At 39.1% G+C, this 21,305-nt stretch carries 23 protein-coding genes and 1 other annotated feature; of the genes, 18 read left to right on the forward strand and 5 right to left on the reverse strand.

All coding sequences use genetic code 11. The annotated features are described in order from the left end of the window. Nucleotides 1-72 precede the first annotated feature (72 nt). Nucleotides 73-915: a M50 family metallopeptidase gene (locus tag IEX29_RS17070; RefSeq protein ID WP_188735682.1), complete on the reverse strand. Its 843-nt coding sequence runs from the start codon at nt 913-915 to the stop codon at nt 73-75. Between the two features lie 7 nt (nt 916-922). Beyond that, nucleotides 923-1,705, reverse strand: a complete 783-nt coding sequence (locus IEX29_RS17075; protein ID WP_188735571.1) for a M23 family metallopeptidase — start codon at nt 1,703-1,705, stop codon at nt 923-925. A 322-nt stretch (nt 1,706-2,027) separates the two neighbouring features. Next, nucleotides 2,028-2,102: a sequence feature (ribosomal protein L21 leader region), on the forward strand. A 15-nt stretch (nt 2,103-2,117) separates the two neighbouring features. Between IEX29_RS17075 and rplU the strand changes: the two genes are divergently transcribed. The 6 genes from rplU to pheA all read left to right on the forward strand — a co-directional run bounded on the left by rplU (nt 2,118) and on the right by pheA (nt 6,079). Beyond that, nucleotides 2,118-2,426: a 50S ribosomal protein L21 gene (gene rplU, locus IEX29_RS17080; RefSeq protein WP_077603168.1), complete on the forward strand. Its 309-nt coding sequence runs from the start codon at nt 2,118-2,120 to the stop codon at nt 2,424-2,426. Nucleotides 2,427-2,443: 17 nt separating this feature from the next. Beyond that, nucleotides 2,444-2,773, forward strand: a complete 330-nt coding sequence (locus tag IEX29_RS17085; protein ID WP_188735572.1) for a ribosomal-processing cysteine protease Prp — start codon at nt 2,444-2,446, stop codon at nt 2,771-2,773. A gap of 14 nt (nt 2,774-2,787) precedes the next feature. Further along, nucleotides 2,788-3,078, forward strand: coding sequence for a 50S ribosomal protein L27 (gene rpmA, locus IEX29_RS17090; protein ID WP_188735573.1), 291 nt, complete (start codon nt 2,788-2,790; stop codon nt 3,076-3,078). Between the two features lie 155 nt (nt 3,079-3,233). Continuing rightward, a complete protein-coding gene (locus IEX29_RS17095) occupies nt 3,234-3,767 on the forward strand; it encodes a Spo0B domain-containing protein (protein WP_188735574.1) in 534 nt (177 codons plus the stop codon). A 2-nt stretch (nt 3,768-3,769) separates the two neighbouring features. After that, nucleotides 3,770-5,050 carry a GTPase ObgE gene (gene obgE, locus IEX29_RS17100; RefSeq protein ID WP_188735575.1) on the forward strand — a complete coding sequence of 427 codons (1,281 nt, stop codon included), beginning with the start codon at nt 3,770-3,772 and terminating at the stop codon, nt 5,048-5,050. A 174-nt stretch (nt 5,051-5,224) separates the two neighbouring features. Further along, entirely contained in the window at nt 5,225-6,079 is an 855-nt protein-coding gene (gene pheA / locus IEX29_RS17105) for a prephenate dehydratase (protein WP_188735576.1), read from the forward strand. 142 nt (nt 6,080-6,221) lie between these two features. Here pheA and IEX29_RS17110 read toward each other — a convergent pair whose 3' ends face one another. Beyond that, nucleotides 6,222-7,844 (reverse strand): BCCT family transporter, encoded by a 1,623-nt coding sequence (locus IEX29_RS17110; RefSeq protein ID WP_188735577.1) that lies wholly within the window; start codon nt 7,842-7,844, stop codon nt 6,222-6,224. Between the two features lie 568 nt (nt 7,845-8,412). On the opposite strand from IEX29_RS17110, the gene safA reads away from it, so the two are divergent. The 9 genes from safA to yajC all read left to right on the forward strand — a co-directional run bounded on the left by safA (nt 8,413) and on the right by yajC (nt 15,726). Beyond that, a complete protein-coding gene (gene safA, locus IEX29_RS17115; RefSeq protein ID WP_188735578.1) occupies nt 8,413-9,597 on the forward strand; it encodes a SafA/ExsA family spore coat assembly protein in 1,185 nt (394 codons plus the stop codon). A gap of 67 nt (nt 9,598-9,664) precedes the next feature. Beyond that, nucleotides 9,665-10,159, forward strand: a complete 495-nt coding sequence (locus tag IEX29_RS17120; RefSeq protein ID WP_188735579.1) for a YhcN/YlaJ family sporulation lipoprotein — start codon at nt 9,665-9,667, stop codon at nt 10,157-10,159. A gap of 84 nt (nt 10,160-10,243) precedes the next feature. After that, a complete protein-coding gene (locus IEX29_RS17125; protein WP_188735580.1) occupies nt 10,244-10,975 on the forward strand; it encodes a YebC/PmpR family DNA-binding transcriptional regulator in 732 nt (243 codons plus the stop codon). Between the two features lie 374 nt (nt 10,976-11,349). Continuing rightward, on the forward strand, nt 11,350-11,958 hold the full coding sequence (gene ruvA, locus IEX29_RS17130) for a Holliday junction branch migration protein RuvA (RefSeq protein ID WP_188735581.1): 609 nt from the start codon (nt 11,350-11,352) through the stop codon (nt 11,956-11,958). Between the two features lie 15 nt (nt 11,959-11,973). Then, nucleotides 11,974-12,981 (forward strand): Holliday junction branch migration DNA helicase RuvB, encoded by a 1,008-nt coding sequence (gene ruvB, locus IEX29_RS17135; RefSeq protein WP_188735582.1) that lies wholly within the window; start codon nt 11,974-11,976, stop codon nt 12,979-12,981. Then, complete coding sequence (locus tag IEX29_RS17140; RefSeq protein WP_188735583.1) at nt 12,981-13,172, forward strand: DUF2905 domain-containing protein; 192 nt, start codon at nt 12,981-12,983, stop codon at nt 13,170-13,172. Before ruvB ends, IEX29_RS17140 begins: the two co-directional genes overlap by 1 nt. 40 nt (nt 13,173-13,212) lie before the next feature. Beyond that, nucleotides 13,213-14,241 carry a tRNA preQ1(34) S-adenosylmethionine ribosyltransferase-isomerase QueA gene (gene queA / locus IEX29_RS17145; RefSeq protein WP_188735584.1) on the forward strand — a complete coding sequence of 343 codons (1,029 nt, stop codon included), beginning with the start codon at nt 13,213-13,215 and terminating at the stop codon, nt 14,239-14,241. Nucleotides 14,242-14,300: 59 nt separating this feature from the next. Next, the gene (gene tgt, locus IEX29_RS17150) at nt 14,301-15,440 is read left to right on the forward strand and encodes a tRNA guanosine(34) transglycosylase Tgt (protein ID WP_188735585.1); all 1,140 of its coding nucleotides are present in this window, start codon (nt 14,301-14,303) and stop codon (nt 15,438-15,440) included. A gap of 16 nt (nt 15,441-15,456) precedes the next feature. Beyond that, nucleotides 15,457-15,726 carry a preprotein translocase subunit YajC gene (gene yajC / locus IEX29_RS17155; protein ID WP_077603152.1) on the forward strand — a complete coding sequence of 90 codons (270 nt, stop codon included), beginning with the start codon at nt 15,457-15,459 and terminating at the stop codon, nt 15,724-15,726. 66 nt (nt 15,727-15,792) lie between these two features. On the opposite strand, the gene IEX29_RS17160 is transcribed toward yajC, so the two are convergent. After that, nucleotides 15,793-16,176 carry a TIGR04086 family membrane protein gene (locus IEX29_RS17160; protein WP_188735586.1) on the reverse strand — a complete coding sequence of 128 codons (384 nt, stop codon included), beginning with the start codon at nt 16,174-16,176 and terminating at the stop codon, nt 15,793-15,795. Between the two features lie 101 nt (nt 16,177-16,277). Continuing rightward, nucleotides 16,278-17,828 (reverse strand): stage V sporulation protein B, encoded by a 1,551-nt coding sequence (spoVB, locus tag IEX29_RS17165; protein ID WP_188735587.1) that lies wholly within the window; start codon nt 17,826-17,828, stop codon nt 16,278-16,280. A 230-nt stretch (nt 17,829-18,058) separates the two neighbouring features. Here spoVB and IEX29_RS17170 point away from each other — a divergent pair, with 230 nt between their 5' ends. From IEX29_RS17170 to IEX29_RS17180, 3 genes are all read left to right on the forward strand, one after another. Further along, nucleotides 18,059-18,358 (forward strand): post-transcriptional regulator, encoded by a 300-nt coding sequence (locus IEX29_RS17170; protein ID WP_188735588.1) that lies wholly within the window; start codon nt 18,059-18,061, stop codon nt 18,356-18,358. 43 nt (nt 18,359-18,401) lie between these two features. Next, nucleotides 18,402-20,654, forward strand: a complete 2,253-nt coding sequence (gene secDF / locus IEX29_RS17175; RefSeq protein ID WP_188735589.1) for a protein translocase subunit SecDF — start codon at nt 18,402-18,404, stop codon at nt 20,652-20,654. A gap of 209 nt (nt 20,655-20,863) precedes the next feature. Further along, nucleotides 20,864-21,226 (forward strand): LapA family protein, encoded by a 363-nt coding sequence (locus IEX29_RS17180; RefSeq protein ID WP_188735590.1) that lies wholly within the window; start codon nt 20,864-20,866, stop codon nt 21,224-21,226. The last annotated feature ends 79 nt before the right edge of the window (nt 21,227-21,305 follow it).

Genomic DNA, 21,305 nt, shown 5'->3' on the forward strand with positions numbered 1-21,305 from the left:
TTCCTAGGTTCGAAAGTTGAGTAATAAATAAAGAAAACATCCGACTTCAAAATCAGTCGGATGTTTATTTATTCAGTAACCGGTAAACGCTTCCCCAATCGTTTTTCGATAGGGTCTTTCATTAAAGTAATAATCTAAACACTCATTATCCTCAACTGAAATTCTTTCCTTATCAGGATACTCAATATAAATGGTATGCTTCTTTTCCCGGTGAAAACGGGTTAATACATCTAAAAAACTATCCTGAGGAGATGCGTATATTGGTTTAATAGCACGTACAATATTTCCTCCTTCGTATCTCTTTAAAAGAAAACGGATAAAAACATAAAAGCGATATTTCCATTCTTTCCAATTTTCCTGAATTAAGAAGAGCCAGATAAGGAAACTGCTTAACGTAAACGGAAAGAAAAGGAGCTGTCCTAAAACGATTATTGCACATATCGCTAAAGAACCGATAATCGTTGCATAATATGCTTTTTTAAACGTTAAGAAAGTAGTTAAAGCTAAGAAAACCAGCTTTCCTCCGTCCAATGGCCAAATCGGCAGCAGATTAAACAGGAGAATAATTGTATTATAATAAAGTATTAATTCGAAATAATAGTCTGGAATGATTTCAAAGGAAGAGATGGAATATAAAAAGCCATAAATTAAAATCTGTACAAATGGTCCTGCAAGTATAACGATTGCTTCCTCACGAACAGGGCGGGTTCCATGCTCATCTGTTTTCATCACTCCTCCGAAAGCCCAAAGAACAATAGCTGAAATTCGCCATTTAAAGGAAGAAGCAGCAATATAATGCCCTAACTCATGAAGAAAAACAATACTGAAAATAATAGCCAGTTCTGTAAAAGAGCCTGTTAAGAAAGAAATGACAATAAATATCCATAGGATTGGATGGAAATGAATAAGCTGCATAGTATGTTTAAGGCTGTTGATCAACCAGAATCACCTGCTCAGGATCAATATATTGGTTTTCTTGCTCTATTGCGAAAAAAACAGATTGGTTGCCACTTTCATTTCCTAATGCTCCAAGAACTTGGCCATTAGAAATATGCTGATACAAATGAACCTCGATCGAATCCAAAAAACCATATTGCGTTATAGAGCCGTCTGCATGCTGAATTTTTACCGTTTTATCTGTAGAACGATCATTGCCGGCAAATACCACAATGCCTTCTCCAACTGCAGCCACATTTTCCTCTCCGTCTGCATCAATATAGACACCTTGGCCATTTTCTTGAAAGTGCTCTGAAATGGTTCCGTTCACTGGAAGATATGTTGGATCAGTAACAACTTCTTGTGTAACTGTACTTGGTCTGAAGGATAAGGGAGTCCCAAATGCCTCAGAATACCAGGCGTTCACCTTAGCAAAAGGAAATTGATTTGTTAAATTGGAAGTTATCCATTCTTTTGGCTGCTCCATAAAAGGTTTATCTACTTCAGTAACGAGTGCTGTTCCCAGAAAAAGCGAAACGGACAATAGAGCTTTTACTGCAATGCTGGTAATACGGGAATTATTTTCAGGAATTGGTGAATTTGTATGGCTGGAAGATATAGAAGGGTAGAAACCGTGAGATTCTTCCATATCCGGTAATGCGTTACTTTGTAAATAATCCTCTTGATTACCTTGCTTTGCTCTATTTAATCCTTTTACTTTTTGACGCATTTCAATTGATTTACGAATTTTTTTTAAGTTTTTGTCCATCCATCTCACAATCCTTTTTTAAAGATAATAGAATCAGTTGCAGATTTCTTCTTAGATTGGTACAAGTATATATATGAGAAACAAGCTGTTTATATGAGTAAATGTATAAAAGATAAAACGGGCATTGCTTAATAAATTTTCTGGCAGTAATATTAGTCTATACAGGTATATGTGAAGGAGCTTTTAATGACTGTGAAATAGTTTTTGAAATATAAAAGCTTCCATACTATATTATTGTAAAGAGTTTTTAGCTAAGATCATTAAAAAAGGTTGACAATGGAACCCGTAAAATGATAAGATTTATCTGTTATTCTAAGTAGCACCCGTGCTACAACCGCGCAGAACAGGTCTTAAAACTGTTAACTGCAGTACCTGAATGGCGAGTCTGAGTTAAATGAGGAGGTGCATATAAATGTACGCAATTATTGAAACTGGTGGTAAACAAGTTAAAGTAACAGAAGGACAAGAAATCTATGTAGAGAAGGTTGCTGGTGAAGTGAACGACACAGTAACTTTTGAAAAAGTCCTATTCGTCGGCGGAGACGATGTGAAGGTTGGTGCTCCATACGTTGAGGGCGCAACTGTAACAGCTAAGGTTGAAAAGCATGGCCGTCAAAAGAAAATTGACGTTGTGAAGTTCAAGCCTAAAAAGAACTATCATCGTAAACAGGGTCATCGTCAGCCATACACAAAACTTGTAGTTGATAAAATCAGCTTATAAGGGTTCTGTAAATCATAATGATTCAAATAACTGTTTTTCAATCAGATAATCAAGTGACAGCATTTGAACTTACTGGACATGCAGAGAGCGGTCCATATGGATATGATCTTGTCTGTGCAGGTGTTTCGGCTGTGACCTTTGGCGCTGTGAATGCAATTATGAAGCTATGTGATACAGAACTCAATATCGATCAGGGGGCTGACGGCGGTTATCTTTCTGTCAGGCTTCCAAAGAATATAAGCTCCGAAAAGGTTGAAAAGATTCAGTGGCTGGTACAGGGGATGATTGTCTCTTTGGAAACCATTGAAGAAAGTTACGGAGAGCATGTTCGACTGAATTTCTCATAAGGAGGTGCATTTTTATGTTACGTCTTGATTTACAATTTTTCGCATCTAAAAAAGGTGTAGGTAGCTCTAAAAACGGTCGTGATTCACAATCAAAACGACTTGGTTCCAAACGTGCTGATGGACAGTTTGTAACTGGCGGTTCAATCCTTTATCGTCAACGCGGTACAAAAATTTATCCAGGTGAGAACGTTGGCCGCGGCGGGGATGACACGCTTTTCGCTAAAATCGATGGTGTTGTGAAATTCGAACGCTTCGGTAGAAACCGTAAAAAAGTCAGTGTTTATCCTGTAGCCAAAGAAGCATAAGACTTGGTTAACAGTATAGGTAAGGAACAAAGCAGGCTGTCGAGATAATCTCTCGGCGGCCTGCTTTCATTTCCCGGATATTGTCGAATGCTTGCGTTTTACAGCTTTTGATTTGCTGTGTTTTCTGCTATACTCAATTTTAATGAGGTGAAGGAATGGACGAAAAGGAGACAGTTCGTTTAATACAAAAATACAGACATGATTTAATGAACCGATTACAAATTGTTTCCGGTTATTTAACTATGGGGAAAGCGGATAAGGCAAAAATGAATTTGGATAATGTTCTGGAATACTATGAAGAGGAACGGAAACTCATGCGGTTAAATGCTGATAAGCTTATGATATGGATTTTACAATTTCAAGATACATATCCTGCTTTTGCGTTAACGTATTATGTAGATTTACTCGAATCTTCTACAAGGAAGATTGATGAGCAGGAGCTTCTTTCAACCTGTAAAAAACTATTAGCTTTCTTGTCAGAAGCTGCACAAGATTTACTTGTATACGATCTCTCTCTTCATATTGAAGAGCAAGAAACGCAATGGGTATTTAGGATGATTATAAAAGATATTATTCTTGAGAAAATAAGTATTGAAAACATAGAACAGCAATATGGTGTTTCTGTAACACAGGAAAACGAAAAAACAAATTTTGAATGGAATTTAGTAAAAGAAGAAAGAGGTGATTAGCAATGTTTGTCGATCAGGTGAGTGTCTATGTAAAAGCCGGTGATGGCGGGAATGGCCTTGTTGCGTACCGCCGTGAGAAATATGTTCCTAAAGGTGGACCAGCAGGGGGAGACGGTGGAAATGGAGCAAATATTGTTTTTAAAGTAGATGAAGGTCTGAACACATTGATGGATTTCCGATATAACCGTCATTTTAAAGGTAAACGCGGTGAAAATGGGATGAGCAAAACGCAGCATGGGAAAAATGCTGCAGCCTATGTTATCCCTGTACCGCCTGGAACTACAGTGATAGACGAAGATACAGGCGAAGTTATTGCCGATTTAACGAATCATGAACAAGAGGCTGTCATTGCAAAAGGCGGACGTGGGGGAAGAGGCAACACAAGGTTTGCCAGTCCACGTAATCCAGCTCCAGATATGGCGGAAAACGGTGAGCCTGGCCAGGAGCGTAATATTAAAGTGGAGCTGAAGCTGATTGCTGATGTAGGGCTGGTAGGTTTTCCGAGTGTCGGTAAATCTACATTGCTGTCTGTAGTAAGTGCAGCCAAGCCAAAGGTTGCTGCTTATCATTTTACAACGATCGCTCCTAATCTGGGAGTAGTTGATACAGGAGATCAGCGCAGCTTTGTAATGGCAGATTTGCCCGGCTTAATTGAAGGTGCTTCTCAAGGAGTCGGACTGGGACATCAGTTCCTGCGCCATGTGGAGCGTACAAGAGTAATTGTGCATGTTATTGATATGGCAGGGACAGAAGGACGCGATCCTTATGAAGACTATGTGAAGATTAATGAAGAGCTTGCTGCGTATGATAAGAAGCTCCTGACCAGACCGCAAATTATCGCTGCCAATAAAATGGACATGCCGGATGCGGAAGAAAATTTGAGGGAATTTAAAGAAAAACTTGGAGATGAAATCCCTATATATAGAATTTCAGCAATAACGAAAGATGGCTTGAGAGATTTATTATTTGCAGTGGCGGATAAGCTGGAAGAGATTCCAAAATATGAACAGGAGATAGAACCGGCTGATGAAACGGTTGTCTACCGTTATCAGAAGGAAGAGGATCCTTTCCATATATCAAGAGATCCTGATGGTGCTTTTGTACTTTATGGCCACCGGATCGAGACATTGTTTAAAATGACCGATTTTCAACATGATGAAGCTGTTCAGCGTTTCTCCCGCCAGTTAAGAGGAATGGGTGTTGACAAGGCACTGCGTGAACGCGGAGCACAAGACGGTGATACTGTCCGGCTGTTAGATTATGAATTTGATTTTATTGAGTAATTATTGGTTTATCCAGATCCAAGCGCCAAGACTGGAAAGCTGACACATGAGTCCCTATGATAAAGCAGCAGCTTAAGGTGAAAGCAGTTCGACTGAAGTCAAACTGCTCCATAGTAAGGGGCTCAGATTTTGTATTTTTAAACAGGTGCTTTATACTTTTTTATTTAGGAGGAAATGAAGTTGACGAGTATTGGTTACTTAGGACCTAAGGGAACATTTACAAAAATAGCAGTAGATGCAACTTTTAATGGAGAACATAAAGAAGATTATAAAACAATTCCAGAATGTATCGATGCTGTAGACAGCGGAGAAATTGATATTGGAGTGGTCCCGCTGGAAAACGCAATTGAAGGTACAGTACAGCTGACCATAGATTATTTAATACACCAAGTAAGAATCCCTGTAGTAGGGGAAATTGTTGTTCCAATTCAAATGCATTTACTTGTTCGCGGTAATATGATCAGCGAGGAGGCAGAAATAGAAGAAGTTCATTCGCATAGTCATGCAATCGCACAATGTCAACAATATCTTCATCATCATTTCAACCATGCCAAAGTAGCTGTTACTACTTCAACTGCAAGAGCAGCAGAAATGGTCAGCAACTCCGATAAACCGATAGCAGCTATTGGGAATCGTGCTGCTGCTTCCGAATATGGTTTGGAAATATTTAAGGAAAATATTCATGATTATCCAAATAACCACACTCGTTTTCTTATCCTTTCCCATCAACCGGAAAAAGTTAACATTAAGCGAGAGGCTAAGGGTGAAAAAACAACGCTATTAATCACTTTACCAAGTGATAAGGCAGGTGCTCTGCATCAGATTCTTTCTGCTTTTGCCTGGCGTAAATTGAACTTATCCAAGATTGAATCCCGGCCGACTAAAACTGGTTTAGGCAATTATTTCTTTATTATTGATGTGAATCAATCCTATGACGATATACTGCTTCCTGGTGTTAAGGCTGAACTTGAGGCACTTGGATGTCAGGTAACTATTCTGGGCTCATATCCCGTGTATGATATATTATAAACTTTGACGTTTTGAGGGCATTTTATCATTGCATAACTGGTTATAAATCGTTTTTAAGAATACAGAAAGCTTAATAAGTAAAATGAAATAATATAAACAACAAAAAGTGCTGAGACAGAAATGTCTCAGCACTTTTTGTTGTTTATATCCCTTTTGTATCGTCTTTATGTTCTTCTATAAATGTTTCTAATTCCTTTTCAAACTCCTCTGGAGGAGTTTCCAGATAGGTTTGCATTCTTTTCTTATTAGGTGTTATTTTTAAGCCTAAATACTTTCTTTCTTCATTAGCGGTTTTGAAGAAGGCTATAATCAGTAATATAACAACAATACTAAATGGCAGTGCAGCCGTTATAGCTGCCGACTGTAATGCGTCGAGACCGGTTTCTCCGCCTGCTAATAGCAGAATAAATGCGATAGCAGATAAAGAAACTCCCCAGACAACCTTAACTCTGCCTGGTGGCGTTAACGACCCGAAGGAAGTTTGCATGCCTAAGACGAAAGTGGCTGAGTCAGCAGAGGTTATAAAGAATATGGCTACAAGCAGAATCGCTACAATAGATAATATGGTACCCATTGGCATTTCGTTGAAAATCCCGAACAATTGTGTTTCAGGAGGCATATCAAATATATGCGGCGCGCTTTGGCCGATAGAAATACCAGTAACACCAAATACACTAAACCATAAAATACCTATCACTGTCGGGACAAGTAATACAGCGAGAATAAATTCACGAACGGTACGTCCTTTTGAAACACGTGCGATAAATATTCCTACAAACGGGCTCCAGCTCATCCACCAGCCCCAGTAGTAAATCGTCCAGTCAGACATCCAATCACTTTTTTGTTGATTCAACGGTGCGACATCTAAAGCGTTATAAAGGAAATTCTGCAGATAGCCGCCAGTACTGGTTGTCATTATATTTAAAATTAGAATGGTTGGACCGACAATTAATATGATAAGGAATAATATCCCGGCTAATACCATGTTTGTGTTACTTAAATATTGAATTCCTTTACTTAATCCACTCCAGGCGCTGATTAAGAATAGCACTGTTACAACAGCTATAATAATTGCCTGAACGAATATGTTATTAGGTATGCCGATTAAGTAGTTTAAGCCTCCGTTAATTTGTAAAGCACCTACTCCAAGTGATACAGCAACACCGACTACTGTTGCAAAAACTGCCAATACATCTACAACAGTACCGAGTGGTCCATCTACACGGTCGTGGAATAACGGACGCAGTGCTTTGGATAAGAGTCCAACCTCACCTTTTCTAAATTGCGAATATGCGAGTGCAAGTGCAACCACACCATAGATAGCCCAAGCGTGAAATCCATAATGTAAAAAGGTGGAGCGCATCGCTTCCAGCATTGCCTCGTTTGTCTCGGGATCAGCTGTTGGCGGGGCGAGAAAGTGTGAAACAGGCTCAGACGCACCATAGAATACTAATCCTATCCCCATACCAGCACTAAATAACATCGCCAGCCATGAAACTGTTCGGAATTCCGGCTTGTCCTTTGGTTTTCCTAATTTTAAATTGCCAATCGGGCTGAAAAGAAGAAAAACACAAAAGAAAACAAGGATAGTTGTAAGAATCATGTAGTACCAGCCGAAATATTTGGTAATCCAGTCCGATAAGTTACCGGCAACTTGCCCGAAACCATCTGGAAATATTGCGCCTAGTATTACCATAATACCTACGATAATAGAGGCGTAAAGAAAAACATTCGACATTTTTCTTTTTTTTGTGTTTTTACTCATAATTTGCTCCTTCCTGTATTTAAACAATCTAAAAATACAAAAAAGTAATATTGTATTTTTTAGACCTTCACATCCTAACAAGTATCCATCATAAAATCAACAGCTGTGAATGTGCCGGTAAATCTAAAAATGTGGATTATACCAGCCATGACAGGGTAGTATGAAATAAAACTTTGTAGCATTTCAACGATGACGAGATAATTGTTAGAAAGCGTGCTATTACCTCTATATACCTTTATTAAGCAAAAAATAAACTCGAGATATCAGATCAAACAATCTTTTTAATTAAAAACAGCATATCAGAGTGAAAATAACCCCTCTGTTTTTTTAGTATGCACAATTTTAACTTTTACATTTATCAAGTGAACAGGTCGTATTTTGTCTGAAGCTCGAAAAGAATTTTGTAAAAACATGATATGCTTTTTCTTTTCATTCAAAGAGCTCAAAATTTAAAGAAAGCTTCGTAAACAATCATAAGCCCAGTGTGCAACTTTTTTCTATTATGTGCATATGCTGATATAGAGCATTAGCCCATTTCAATGATGAAAGGGAAAGGAGTTCGTTATTTTTGAAAATACACATTGTACAGCTTGGAGATACGTTATGGAAATTGGCAGAAAAGTATAATGCCTCTTTTGAGGAATTGAAGAAGGTAAATTCACATTTAGCTAATCCGGAAAAACTTATGCCTGGAATGAAAATAAAAATACCAGGATCTACAAAACAAGTGCAAAAAGGAACAAACAAAAAAGAACAAATGACACCGGTGTCCAAGAAAGAAAAAACATTACCTTCCAAAGAAGAGGTAAAACCTGCAAAAAAAGAACAGACAAAACCGGTTCAGAAAGAAGAAAAGAAAAAAACAGAACATCCGTATAAACAAAAGTCACCGACACCTATTGCTGTATTAAAAGAAGATGATCAAAAAGAAAAGAAAAAAGAACAGTTTGAAGCAGTTATGCCCAAAATGCCCAAGATACCTTCTATGCCTATTTTAGAACAGCCGCCGAAACCAAAGCAAAAAACGGTCAAGAAAGAAGAGCCTCCTAAACAGCAGAAGAAAGAAAAAACAGCACCAAGTATGGATCAGCATCCTGCCGGTAAAGAAGTACCGCAACAACAGCAGGAGGCCTTTGAGTTTGAAGCTTATCAGCAACTACCAGCAATGCCTTGTGAACCAGTGCCTTTTTGTCCGCCGATGATGCCGGTATTTTTCATGCCTTGTCCACCGATGCCACATTTTAATCCATATGGTGTGCAGCCGGGAATGCAGCAAGGATTTCCGATGATGCCTCCTATGCATTCTGGGGGAGACTGCGGCTGCGGGGGAAATCAGAATCAAACAGGGCTGATGCAGTCTGCTTTCAACCTGGCACCTATGGGATTCAATGAAATGCAGTATGAAGATGTAAACCAGCAGTTGCAAGGAATGATGCCTTATCAGCCGCAGCAGGCGGTAAATCAGGTAAACCGGCAGGGACCTGCGCCTGATATATATACATCAGCAAATAACGCAATAGCTTCCAAGCAGACTATGGATGATAATAGTCCTGTCTCACCTGATAAACCAAGTCAGATGCCGACGTCTGCATCATATATGGATGATACAAGAAAATATCCAGGGGTAGCAGAGAATCGGCAATATGCTTATTTTAACCCGGCACCATTATCCAATTCACCACAAAATTCATTCTATCCAAAGCCGCCATTCTTTCCGGAACAGTCTAAAGATAAGCATGATTCCAGTTCATAACAACTTTAAGTTGAGAGGTTAAAAAGTCCTTCCTTATCCATACTACAGTATAAGGGAGGATTTTATTATGCTGAAAATACAATATATGATTTATGTAATATTCATTTTATTATTACTGACAGGCTGTACAGCTACATCTACAGAAAGGAATGCAAGCAATGAACAGCCTGTTCAGCCAATTCACTATGAGGAAAATAAGGAACAAGTGCCCTCAGAAAACAATGCTGAAAGACAAAACGAACCGCCGTCATTAGACTCCTATGATAAAGATGAATCGTCTGCCTTTCAAGAAATGCTTCGGGAGAATTTAGAAGTGGAAGATGTACAGGTTGTTACAACAGAGGATCGGATTGTTGTTGCAGTCCAAATGAAAAAGGGGACAGATAATCGTGATTTTGAGGAAGTAAGTGACGATATAGAGCATATTTTAAATACAGATAAAAATCTGTTTATTTATAACAATGTTGCAAAATGGGAGCGGGTAAAAGATTTTAACGCACGTAATGAAGCGAATCAGATGGGCGAAGATATGGAACGTCTGTTTCAAAATCTTTTTGATTAGTTACGGTGAAAAGACGGTTTTCCTTTTCTGATGGGACTTTTTTTGATATAGTAAAAAAAGAGTTTCGAGAGAGGAGTATGTCTAATGGCTGGACATTCCAAGTGGAAAAATATACAAAAGAGAAAAAACGCACAAGATGCAAAAAAAGGTAAAATTTTTATGAGGCATGCAAAAGATATCTATGTTGCTGCGAAAAGCGGCGGAGGAGATATGGATACCAATGCTGCTTTAAGAACAGCTGTTGATAAAGCAAAGGCAGACAATATGCCAAATGATAATATAGAGAGAAATATTAAAAAAGCCACAGGTACGCTGGATGGCGCTATTTACGAGGAAATTACGTATGAAGGCTACGGTCCCGGCGGAGTTGCTGTAATTGTTAATGTATTAACCGATAATAAAAATCGTACTGCTGCTGAAATTAGACATGCCTTTAAAAAGAATGGCGGAAACCTTGGTGAAAACGGAAGTGTATCCTTTATGTTTGACCGTAAAGGTTATATTCTCGTTGAAAATGAAGACGGCTCTATTGACGAAGATACGATTACTTTAGATGCACTGGAAGCAGGAGCAGAGGATGTCAGTGTAGAGGATGGCGCTTACGAAATCTTCACAAGTCCTGAGGATTATCAGGATGTGGTCTCTTATTTAGAAGGGCAGTCCTACAAACTGGCAGATGCAGAAGTCACTCTAATTCCGCAAAATACTAATTCTCTATCTCCGGAAGATGAAGAGAAAATGATGAAGCTGGTGGATGCACTGGAAGAAAGCGAAGACGTTCAGGATGTTCATCATAATCTGGAGTCGAATGAATAAACTTCTATTTATAATATAGAAGTTTATTCATTGGTTTATTCAAGAGTAAGAAAGTATAAAATGCTGAGGATAGCCGCTCCAACGGGTTTCATGGGGTGAGTAACCGCAGCCCCGGGACGTCGCGAACTTAACCTTCATTTCTTTGAAAGAAAGCAAATGAAACATATTTCTTCAAAGATGGGAGCGGAGGGAAGTCGACTCCTGCGGGAAAAGCAACAGGTGAAGACCCCGCAGAAAGTGGTCTTCTTTCGAGGAGGCTGAGGCGTTGCCCGCGGAAAGCGACTACCCGGAGCGGACATCTCCTTGGCAAGAACACCAGTATTTTAAAAACCAAGTGTTTTCTTAGTTTTTCTAAAGAACAAAAGGAGATTAAAATGATTGCATATATAAATGGAAAGCTTACTTCAATAAAAGAAAATGCTGTCATTTTGGATGTGCATGGGATTGGGTATGAGATTATTTGTCCCAATCCTTATGTATTTGAACCGGAAATGAATCAGCAAGTCCAAATACATACGTATCATCATGTCAGAGAGGATGCGCAAATCTTATTCGGTTTCCGGAATACGGATGAGAAATACTTATTTACCAAGCTTATCTCTGTATCAGGGATCGGGCCTAAAGGGGCTTTGGCTATTTTAGCCGGAGTAAATATCCATGGATTTATTGCGGCAGTCGAAAATGAGGATGAAAAGTTTTTAACAACCTTTCCTGGTGTAGGGAAGAAAACGGCCCGTCAAATTATTTTAGATTTAAAAGGAAAACTGGTAAACGACTTTGCGATAGAAAGTACAGCTGAGGAATCTGAAAAAGTAAGCAGTACACAAGATCGCCAAATCGTGTCTGAAGCATTGGACGCCTTGAAATCATTAGGTTTTACACCGAATGAACTGAAGAAAATTACACCACAGCTGAAGTCGGACAGTACATTGAAAAATACAGACGAAGTCATCCGCAAAGCATTTAGTCTATTAGCAAAATAGAAAGGGGTGTTATTATTGGATGAACGTATGATAGATGGCAATTTACATGATGAAGATGTGTCCATCGAGCAGAGCCTGAGACCGCTGCAATTAGATGATTATATTGGCCAGCCAAAGGTAAAGGAAAATTTAAGTATTTTTATTCAAGCTGCAAAAATGCGCGAAGAGCCGCTTGATCATGTATTACTGTACGGACCGCCGGGACTCGGAAAAACAACGTTAGCCTCTATTATTTCTAATGAGATGGGGGTGCAATTCAGGTCAACTTCCGGCCCTGCCATTGAGAGAGCTGGAGATTTGGCTGCGATTCTTTCTTCCTTAGAGCCGGGAGATGTATTATTTATTGATGAAGTACATCGTCTGCCGAGATCAGTTGAAGAAGTGCTGTATCCGGCAATGGAAGACTTTTTTATCGATATTGTCATAGGAAGCGGACCAAGTGCGCGCAGTGTCCGGATTGATTTGCCGCCTTTTACCTTAGTAGGGGCAACGACACGGTCCGGATTGTTAAGTGCCCCATTGCGTGACCGGTTCGGTGTCCTCAGCCGGCTGGAATATTATGAAGTAGCTGATCTGCGCCGAATTGTAATGCGCACAGCTGATATATTTCATATGACAATTTCAGAGGATGCAGCAGTAGAAATTGCCCGCAGGTCCAGAGGGACACCCCGTATTGCCAACCGATTACTGAAAAGAGTGCGTGATATCTCACAGGTGAAGGGTGAAACAGAAATTAGCTTTGAAACAACCAGACAGGCGTTGAAAATGCTGCAGGTCGATGACGCCGGACTGGATCACATTGACCATAAGCTGTTAAAAGCAATTATTGAAGGCTTTAATGGCGGACCTGTTGGGCTGGACACGATTGCAGCAACGATTGGTGAGGAATCGCAAACCATTGAGGAAGTATATGAGCCGTTTCTGCTTCAATTAGGTTTTATCCAGCGGACTCCAAGAGGAAGACGGGTTACACCTAAAGCTTATGAACATCTCGGTATACCTATGGTAAATGGGGAAGAATAATGGGGAAAGTATTTATTATTGCAGGAATTGTTCTGATTGTAATAGGTTTACTTTGGTCATTTATCGGAAGACTGCCAGGTGATTTCACATTCCAAAAAGGAAATATGACCTTTCATTTCCCATTAATGACTTCTATTCTTGTAAGTGTTGTGCTGACCCTGATCCTGTTTATTATAAGCAGATTTAAATAAGGTTTGATAGCGACGATAAGATGAAAGTAAGGGGATAGACATGAATATAGAAGATTTTGACTTTGATCTGCCTGAGGAATTAATTGCGCAGACACCTTTGAAGGACCGGACAGCCTCCAGACTTTGTGTTCTGGATAAACAGACAGGTCAAATAGAGCATCGGCATTTTTCAGATATAATAAATTATCTGCGTGCAGGTGATTGTCTCGTTTTAAATGATACCAAGGTATTGCCGGCGCGTTTGTATGGGATAAAAGAAGATACAGGTGCTAAAATAGAAGTTCTTTTACTGCATCAGGAAGAGGGCGATAATTGGGAAGTGTTAGTAAAACCTGCTAAAAAAGTAAAAGAAGGAACAGTCATTGATTTCGGAGACGGGTTATTAAAAGCTGTTTGTACAGATATTAAAGAGCATGGCGGACGTACAGTGAAATTTTCTTACGACGGTATTTTTTATGAAATATTAGATGAACTGGGTGAAATGCCTTTACCGCCGTATATTAAGGAACAGCTTTCGGAAAAAGACCGTTACCAGACCGTTTACGCGAAAGAAAAAGGATCTGCCGCTGCTCCGACTGCCGGGCTGCACTTTACCAATGAATTATTACAACAAATAAAGGATAAAGGTGTCGAGGTTATTTTTATTACGCTGCACGTCGGTTTGGGTACATTTCGTCCGGTTAGTGTAGATTCTGTTGAAGAGCATACAATGCACAGTGAGTTCTACCGTATGTCTCAAAAAGCCAGTGAATCATTAAATAACGCTAAAGCAGAGGGTAGAAGAATTATTTCAGTTGGAACTACTTCAACCCGCACATTAGAAACAATTGCCCGTGATAATAACGGAGTCTTTGTGGAAACAAGCGGCTGGACTGATATCTTTATTTATCCACCATATCAATATCAGGCAATTGATGGATTGATTACGAATTTTCATCTGCCTAAATCAACGCTTATTATGCTGGTAAGTGCGCTGGCAGGAAAAGATGAGGTGCTTCATGCGTATCGCGAGGCTGTAAGGGAACGCTACCGTTTTTTCAGCTTTGGGGATGCTATGCTAATTATCTAGATTTATCGGGTATAAATGCGTTATGATATGTTTAGACTGAAAAAAAAGGAAGAGAAATCATGATACCTATCACGTATGAATTAATAAAAACAGATAAACAGACAGGGGCGAGACTCGGACGTGTACATACGCCACACGGTTCTTTTGATACACCGACCTTTATGCCTGTCGGAACACTGGCAACTGTAAAAACAATGAGTCCCGAGGAATTAAGCTCCATGCAGGCAAATATAATACTTTCCAACACGTATCATTTATGGCTGCGTCCGGGAGAAGATATTATTGAAGAAGCTGGCGGCTTGCACAAGTTTATGAATTGGGATAAAGCCATTTTGACTGATTCGGGCGGGTTCCAGGTCTTCAGTTTAAGTGATATGCGCCAAATAGAAGAAAAAGGCGTTCATTTCCGTAATCATTTAAATGGCGAGAAGTTATTTCTATCTCCTGAGAAAGCAATGCATATTCAAAATGCGTTAGGATCAGATATTATGATGGCATTTGATGAATGTCCTCCTTATCCGGCTACCTATGATTATATGAAATCATCTGTGGAACGAACGTCCAGATGGGCTGAACGCTGTCTCGAGGCTCATAAACGGCCGGAGACTCAAGGGCTCTTTGGTATTGTTCAGGGCGGAGAATATGAGGAGTTAAGAAGGCAGAGCGCAAATGATTTAGTTTCACTTGATATTCCGGGGTATGCGATTGGCGGATTATCTGTTGGAGAGCCAAAGGATGTTATGAACCAGGTGCTTGAGTTCACAACACCATTATTACCGGCAAATAAACCGAGATATCTAATGGGAGTAGGATCACCGGATGCGTTAATTGATGGAGCTATCCGTGGTGTGGACATGTTTGACTGTGTATTGCCGACCCGGATTGCCAGAAATGGAACTTGCATGACATCCAATGGCAGATTAGTGGTTAGAAATGCAAAATATGCACGCGATTTTTCACCGATTGATGAAAATTGTGACTGTCATGTTTGTAAAAATTATACGAGAGCTTACATTCGACACTTGATAAAATGTAACGAAACATTTGGATTCCGACTTACGACTTATCATAACCTGCATTTTCTGTTAAAATTAATGGAGCAAGTTCGAACTGCTATAAAAGAAGATCGACTTGGTGATTTCAAAGAGTCATTCTTTGAACAATATGGATTGAATCAAGAAAATCCAAAGAACTTTTAGGAAGGAGATGGAATTTATGGGAGCTGAAATGATTACACCAATTTTGTGGATTGTACTTATGTTTGCTATTTTTTACTTCTTACTTATTCGCCCGCAGCAAAAGCGTCAGAAGCAAGTAAGAACAATGCAGGATAGTCTTCAAAAAGGTAACTCTATCGTAACAATCGGCGGATTGCATGCGAAAATTCACGCGATTGATGAAGGCACAATTGTGTTAATTACGGAAGAAGGCACAAAATTAACTTATGACCGTTCTGCAATCAGAGAAATAAAACAAGAAGCATAATTCATGAAAAAAAGCTAATGGACAATCATTAGCTTTTTTTTATAGATCTATTCTATGCTATACCAATCAATTTTCTTCCGCAGGACTTGAAAAATTGACTCCGATAATCCCGCCTAATATTGCCGCAACCAGGTAGAATCCATGGTACATTGCCTGCGTTAACGAGAACCCCTGCTGATAACCGAGAAACTGAACTAAAAAAACAAATCCTGTAAATCCTAACCCTATCAGTACACCCAAAAGCCATCCTTTTGCTTTTCCTTTTAAACCAGTGATTATTCCGCAGACGAATAAAATAAGCAGTCCAATAATAAAAGTAATCCAGGATAAGGTTGCTTCATTCATGTCCAGAAATTTTAAAAGGAAGCCTAACGTAAAGCTTGAAAGAAAAAGTAAACCGAATAATATAATCCAACCGTAGAATAAAGATGTCCATTGAATTTTTTCCATTCATTCATCTCCTCTAAGTTTGTCCCTTATTCTAAATTTATGCTTGTATTTTTTATTTAGAAGAAATATTTAAAAGATAGGGAGCAATCTATTGGATAAAATTATTTCTTTTTCGAGAAAAACGGGAGCTGTCTTAACTCTTCTCTGCGAATAAATCCTAATAGAAGCAGTAACATAACATAAATTATCACGATCACCGTCAGCAGAAGGATAAGTGAAACCAAGTTAGTATCGCCAGTGTAAAATTGATTTTTAATATAATATGTCAGAAGAAAAGTTACTCCACATAGCATAATCATTCGGATAATATCCTTCCATGCAGGAAAATAATTAATTTCTCTTCTTAATACACCGATATGAAGGAACGTTACAAGTACAACATTTACACAGATAGCTATCGCTGCTCCTTTAATACCTAAAGTGGAACTCGTTGCCAATAGGATCATGACACCGAATTTCAGGATGACACCTATCAACGAGTTCCACATAGCCGGCCGTGCTAAATCAAGAGCTTGTAAAGCTGCCTGCAGCGGAGCCTGTACGTATAAAAACAGGAAAAAAGGTGCCATGATAATCAGTAATGACGCTGCCGAATCAGAACGATACATAAGATTGAGTAAATCAGAAGCAAATAAGGTCATGACAATAGTAGCTAAAGCCCCTGATGCAAAGGAAATCCGGATAGATTGATGGATACGGCTATGAATCAGCTCTGTTTGATTTTTTGCTCCTGCCTCAGAAATAGAAGGCACGAGGGCAATAGAGAGAGAGCTTGTAATAAATGTCGGCAAAAACAACAAAGGCATCGTGTAGCCCATTAATTCTCCATATTGCTTCGTCGCAGCTGCAGCGGTAACACCTGCTAACGCGAGAGACTGAACAATAATAATCGGATCGAGAAAATTTGAAATAGAACCAATCATTCTGTTCCCCAGGGTTGGCATGGAAATAGATAATAGTTCTTTTGCTGTTGATTTTCCGGACAGAACGGTTTCTGTAAAGTGCTTACGTATTTTCAGCTTTCTTTTTTGACGAAATTTTCGGATCATGTATAAGAGCGAAGCAAATTCACCAATAATAATACTGAACATAGCACCGGCTGCAGCATATTCAATTCCATAAGGTAAAAGAATATAAATAAATACACCGACAAATGTAATCCGGACAATTTGTTCCAGGACCTGAGCAATACTTTGAGGTTTCATATTCTGTTTCCCTTGGAAATAACCCCTTAATACAGCTGATACAGCTGCTATTGGAATAATAGGACTAATGACAATCAGTGGAAGTAATACCCGGCTGTCTGTGAATAAAGTCACAGATAAAAGGGGTGCAGCCAGAATTAAAAGAACTGTAAACAGAACACTTGCACTTAAGGTAATAGCCAGGGAGACGGCAACAATTTGTTTTATTTTTTTAGAATCATTTCGTGCATCTGCTTCTGCCACACGTTTAGAAATAGCAACCGGGAGACCGAATTGTGTCAGGGTCATAACTAAAAATAGAGTTGGCAGAGCCATCATATAAAGACCGACACCTTCTTCTCCCATAAAACGTGCTACGACCATCCGGTTGATAAAACCCATGAACCGGGTAAGCATGCCTGCAATAATTAGAATCAATGCTCCTTGGATAAAGGTTTGTTTCGTCATTCGAGTTGCCCCGCCTTCTCAAAAAAATAAATTTGATATACAATGATATATATGCTTGGTAATGGACAAACCATGACAGTTGAATTGGGCCAGGCAATGAATAATACAGGAAAAGTGCAGATGTCTTCCTACATAACACTGTTTGTACTTTTTTATACTTTCTTTACCAATTAAAAAGGCGTACAATAAGATAGGGCTTTATGGAGATTTAAAAGAAATGGTGGGATGAAATGGACAGTCAACATGTAGAGTCATGGAAAGAATTGATTTACCCGGCATTAAAAAGCAAACAGGAAGAATTAACAATGCTAGGCTATGAACAAGCGACTTCAGAGAGCGTATGGCAATGTCTCTGCGTGAAAATCTGGAAGGGTAAAACCGATAAAAGGCTTCATGAAATTGTTCAAGATATTTTTCATTTAAAATCATCTGTTTATTTAAGCTATTTAACTATTCAATCCTATGAAAATGATGATTTAGCAGCTTCAATTGAAGCACTTATTGGAAGTTCACCACAAACGGATAAATAAGGGCCGTTTAAAAGGTTGATATATGAAGGAGGAAGCGCAAACGATGAAAAAAAGAGGCAGAATCGTTGCCTTTTTTCTTGTCATCGCAATTTTGGCAGGAGTAATTGGAACAACGTTTAGCAACTTAGTAAGTAAAGTGAATCTTGGCTTGGATTTGCAGGGTGGTTTCGAAGTCCTGTACGAGGTAGAGCCTGTTGAGGATGGCCAGGAAATTTCAAACAGTTTAATGGAAGGGACGGTCCAGACTCTGAACGACCGGGTGAACCGCCTGGGTATTAGTGAAGCAGTCATTAATATTGAAGGAGATGACCGGATTCGGGTCCAGCTTGCAGGGATTGAAAACCAGGCTGAGGCGAGAGAGATACTTTCAACATCTGCGCAATTGTCTTTCAGGGATGTTGACGATGAGGAATATCTTGATGGATCAGATATTGTAGAAGGAAGCGCCAAACAGGATTATAATCCAAACACCAATGCACCGATTGTAACTCTTAAACTAAAAGATGCAGATAAATTTGGTGAGGTAACACAGGAAATCAGTCAAATGGCCGATAATCGCCTGGTTATCTGGATGGATTATCAGGAAGGCGAGGATTCTTTCGCTGCAGAAGCTGAGAAAGAAGAACCTAAATTCATATCTGCACCAGCGGTTAGTCAGACGATAAATTCCAGTGATGTTATGATTGAAGGTAATTTTACAGTGGAGTCAGCCCAGCAAATGGCAGATATTATTAATTCTGGTTCACTGCCTGTACATATGAATGAGATTTTCTCTACATCTGTAGGTGCACAATTCGGTGAACAGGCATTAAATCAGACAGTGTTTGCAGGGATCATTGGAATTTCGTTGATAATTCTTTACCTATGTGCATTCTATCGCTTTAGCGGTATCATTGCTTCCATTAATTTAGCTGTCTATGTATTTTTAGTAGTGTTAATTTTTGAATTGCTCAATGGCGTATTAACATTGCCTGGTATAGCCGCTCTTATTTTAGGGGTCGGGATGGCTGTTGATGCAAACGTAATTACATTCGAACGGATGAAAGAGGAACTGCGGGTCGGAAAATCTGTAAAAGCAGCTTTTCAGTCTGCGAATAAAAGCTCTTTTGTGACGATTTTAGATGCGAATCTGACGACGTTGATTGCAGCTGGAGTACTGTTCGTTTTTGGTACAAGTTCTGTTAAAGGCTTCGCAACAATGCTGATTATCAGTATTTTAATCAGCTTTTTAACATCCGTATTTGGCTCAAGAGCTCTTCTGGCACTATGGGTTCAAAGCGGCTTCTTAAAAAATAGAAAAGGCTGGCTTGGTGTCAATAAGAAACAAATTAAAGATATTACAGAAGGAGAAGAACCTGAACCTAAGCTTTTTGGCAAATCTGTTAATTTTGTGAAACATCGCAAGAAGTTTTTTGCAGTTACAACAATATTGGTAATTATTGGCGCTGTCTGCATTGGAATCTTTAAAATTAATCCGGGAGTTGATTTTACAAGTGGTACCCGGATAGAAGTTGTTGCTGATCAAAGCTTAACGGAAGAAGAAGTGGAATCAGAATTTGAAACGCTTGGTTACGAAATAAGCTCTGTAAATTTATCTGGAGAAAATAATGAAATAGGTGTTGTCCGTTTTGATACCGTTCTGGATGAAGGAGAAGAGCATAGTCTAAAGCAGCATTTTGAAGACGTATATGGCCATGAACCCGGTGTGAGTATAGTGTCCCCTATTGTAGGGCAGGAACTCGTCAAGAATGCAGTTTATGCTGTGGCAATCGCATCTCTATTTATTGTCGCTTATATAGCTGTCCGATTTGAAATCTTCTTCGGTGTTACTGCTATAATCGCCCTGTTACATGATGTGTTCTTTATGCTGGTGGCATTCAGTATAACGCAAATAGAATTTGATATTACGATTGTAGCTGCAATTTTAACCATTATCGGTTATTCATTAAATAATACGCTTGTTATTTTCGACCGGATCAGAGAAAATATCCGTCACGAAAAACGGGTGAAATCATTTAAGAAACTTGCAGAGATTATTAATAAGAGTATTATTCAGTCATTTACGCGGACAATGAACACGTCTATTACAACGATTATTGCTGTTGTTGCTTTCTTAGTGCTTGGGGCATCATCGATATGGGCCTTCGCATTTGCGCTGTTAGTCGGCTTAGTGGCTGGAACATATACATCTCTGTTCCTGGCATCACAGCTTTGGCTGGTATGGAGAGGCAGAAAAGTGAAGGATAAACCAGTTGACTTTAGGAAAAAAGAGAAAGTCGACGGACCACAAGTATAATTTGATTAAACAGTATTTGTATAAGGAAATATGAAAATTAAAAAGAGAACTTTCAACATGGTAATATCTCTAAACGAGCTTAGCAGCAGACTTTAGTTAATTTTACCGGTTTAAAACCATTGGAAGTTCTCTTTTTTTTACTATCATGCTTAAAATAATACCTAACCGGGTAATAAATAAATAAAAATAATTTTAATGGAGGAAGACTTATGAATGGACAGGTTTATGTCATACTCGCTATTATATTTGTAATTATTATCGCTGTATTTGCTGTTATTAATGTGGAGCCTGTAGCAGTCGACTATTTATTCTGGACGGCGGATTCCCCTTTAATCCTGGTTATCCTCTTTTCTGTATTAATGGGAGGATTAATTACTGCAGCAGTAGGGGCAATCCGGCTTTATAGAGCACATCATGAGATTAAAAAACTTCGTACAGAAAACGAACGCCTGAAAAAAAGAATGGTGGCTCACGGAATTAAAGACGAGCAGGGGGAAGAAGAAAATAAAAAAGAATCCCGAAAAGAACTGCGTCAAGAAGCTAAACAAGCAAAAAAATCAGATAAAGAATAATCTTTTTCACAGTTTAACCGATAATTAGAGGAATCTATTTGATGCCCCTGGCCTACTCTTGTATAATAAGTAGGTCAGG

Origin of the sequence: Oceanobacillus neutriphilus, from assembly GCF_014645515.1 — a bacterium.
Taxonomy (GTDB): domain Bacteria; phylum Bacillota; class Bacilli; order Bacillales; family Amphibacillaceae; genus Oceanobacillus; species Oceanobacillus neutriphilus.

Bases quoted from the DNA above. Each gene is read 5' to 3' on its own strand.
- tgt (WP_188735585.1), top strand. From the start codon at position 14,301: ATGATACCTATCACGTATGAATTAATAAAAACAGATAAACAGACAGGG.
- IEX29_RS17140 (WP_188735583.1), top strand. From the start codon at position 12,981: ATGGGGAAAGTATTTATTATTGCAGGAATTGTTCTGATTGTAATAGGT.
- IEX29_RS17125 (WP_188735580.1), top strand. From the start codon at position 10,244: ATGGCTGGACATTCCAAGTGGAAAAATATACAAAAGAGAAAAAACGCA.
- IEX29_RS17085 (WP_188735572.1), top strand. From the start codon at position 2,444: ATGATTCAAATAACTGTTTTTCAATCAGATAATCAAGTGACAGCATTT.
- ruvA (WP_188735581.1), top strand. From the start codon at position 11,350: ATGATTGCATATATAAATGGAAAGCTTACTTCAATAAAAGAAAATGCT.
- rpmA (WP_188735573.1), top strand. From the start codon at position 2,788: ATGTTACGTCTTGATTTACAATTTTTCGCATCTAAAAAAGGTGTAGGT.
- IEX29_RS17075 (WP_188735571.1), bottom strand. From the start codon at position 1,705: ATGGACAAAAACTTAAAAAAAATTCGTAAATCAATTGAAATGCGTCAA.
- pheA (WP_188735576.1), top strand. From the start codon at position 5,225: ATGAAGTTGACGAGTATTGGTTACTTAGGACCTAAGGGAACATTTACA.
- IEX29_RS17120 (WP_188735579.1), top strand. From the start codon at position 9,665: ATGCTGAAAATACAATATATGATTTATGTAATATTCATTTTATTATTA.
- yajC (WP_077603152.1), top strand. From the start codon at position 15,457: ATGGGAGCTGAAATGATTACACCAATTTTGTGGATTGTACTTATGTTT.
- secDF (WP_188735589.1), top strand. From the start codon at position 18,402: ATGAAAAAAAGAGGCAGAATCGTTGCCTTTTTTCTTGTCATCGCAATT.
- queA (WP_188735584.1), top strand. From the start codon at position 13,213: ATGAATATAGAAGATTTTGACTTTGATCTGCCTGAGGAATTAATTGCG.
- rplU (WP_077603168.1), top strand. From the start codon at position 2,118: ATGTACGCAATTATTGAAACTGGTGGTAAACAAGTTAAAGTAACAGAA.
- IEX29_RS17170 (WP_188735588.1), top strand. From the start codon at position 18,059: ATGGACAGTCAACATGTAGAGTCATGGAAAGAATTGATTTACCCGGCA.
- IEX29_RS17180 (WP_188735590.1), top strand. From the start codon at position 20,864: ATGAATGGACAGGTTTATGTCATACTCGCTATTATATTTGTAATTATT.
- IEX29_RS17160 (WP_188735586.1), bottom strand. From the start codon at position 16,176: ATGGAAAAAATTCAATGGACATCTTTATTCTACGGTTGGATTATATTA.
- spoVB (WP_188735587.1), bottom strand. From the start codon at position 17,828: ATGACGAAACAAACCTTTATCCAAGGAGCATTGATTCTAATTATTGCA.
- IEX29_RS17110 (WP_188735577.1), bottom strand. From the start codon at position 7,844: ATGAGTAAAAACACAAAAAAAAGAAAAATGTCGAATGTTTTTCTTTAC.
- IEX29_RS17095 (WP_188735574.1), top strand. From the start codon at position 3,234: ATGGACGAAAAGGAGACAGTTCGTTTAATACAAAAATACAGACATGAT.
- IEX29_RS17070 (WP_188735682.1), bottom strand. From the start codon at position 915: ATGCAGCTTATTCATTTCCATCCAATCCTATGGATATTTATTGTCATT.
- obgE (WP_188735575.1), top strand. From the start codon at position 3,770: ATGTTTGTCGATCAGGTGAGTGTCTATGTAAAAGCCGGTGATGGCGGG.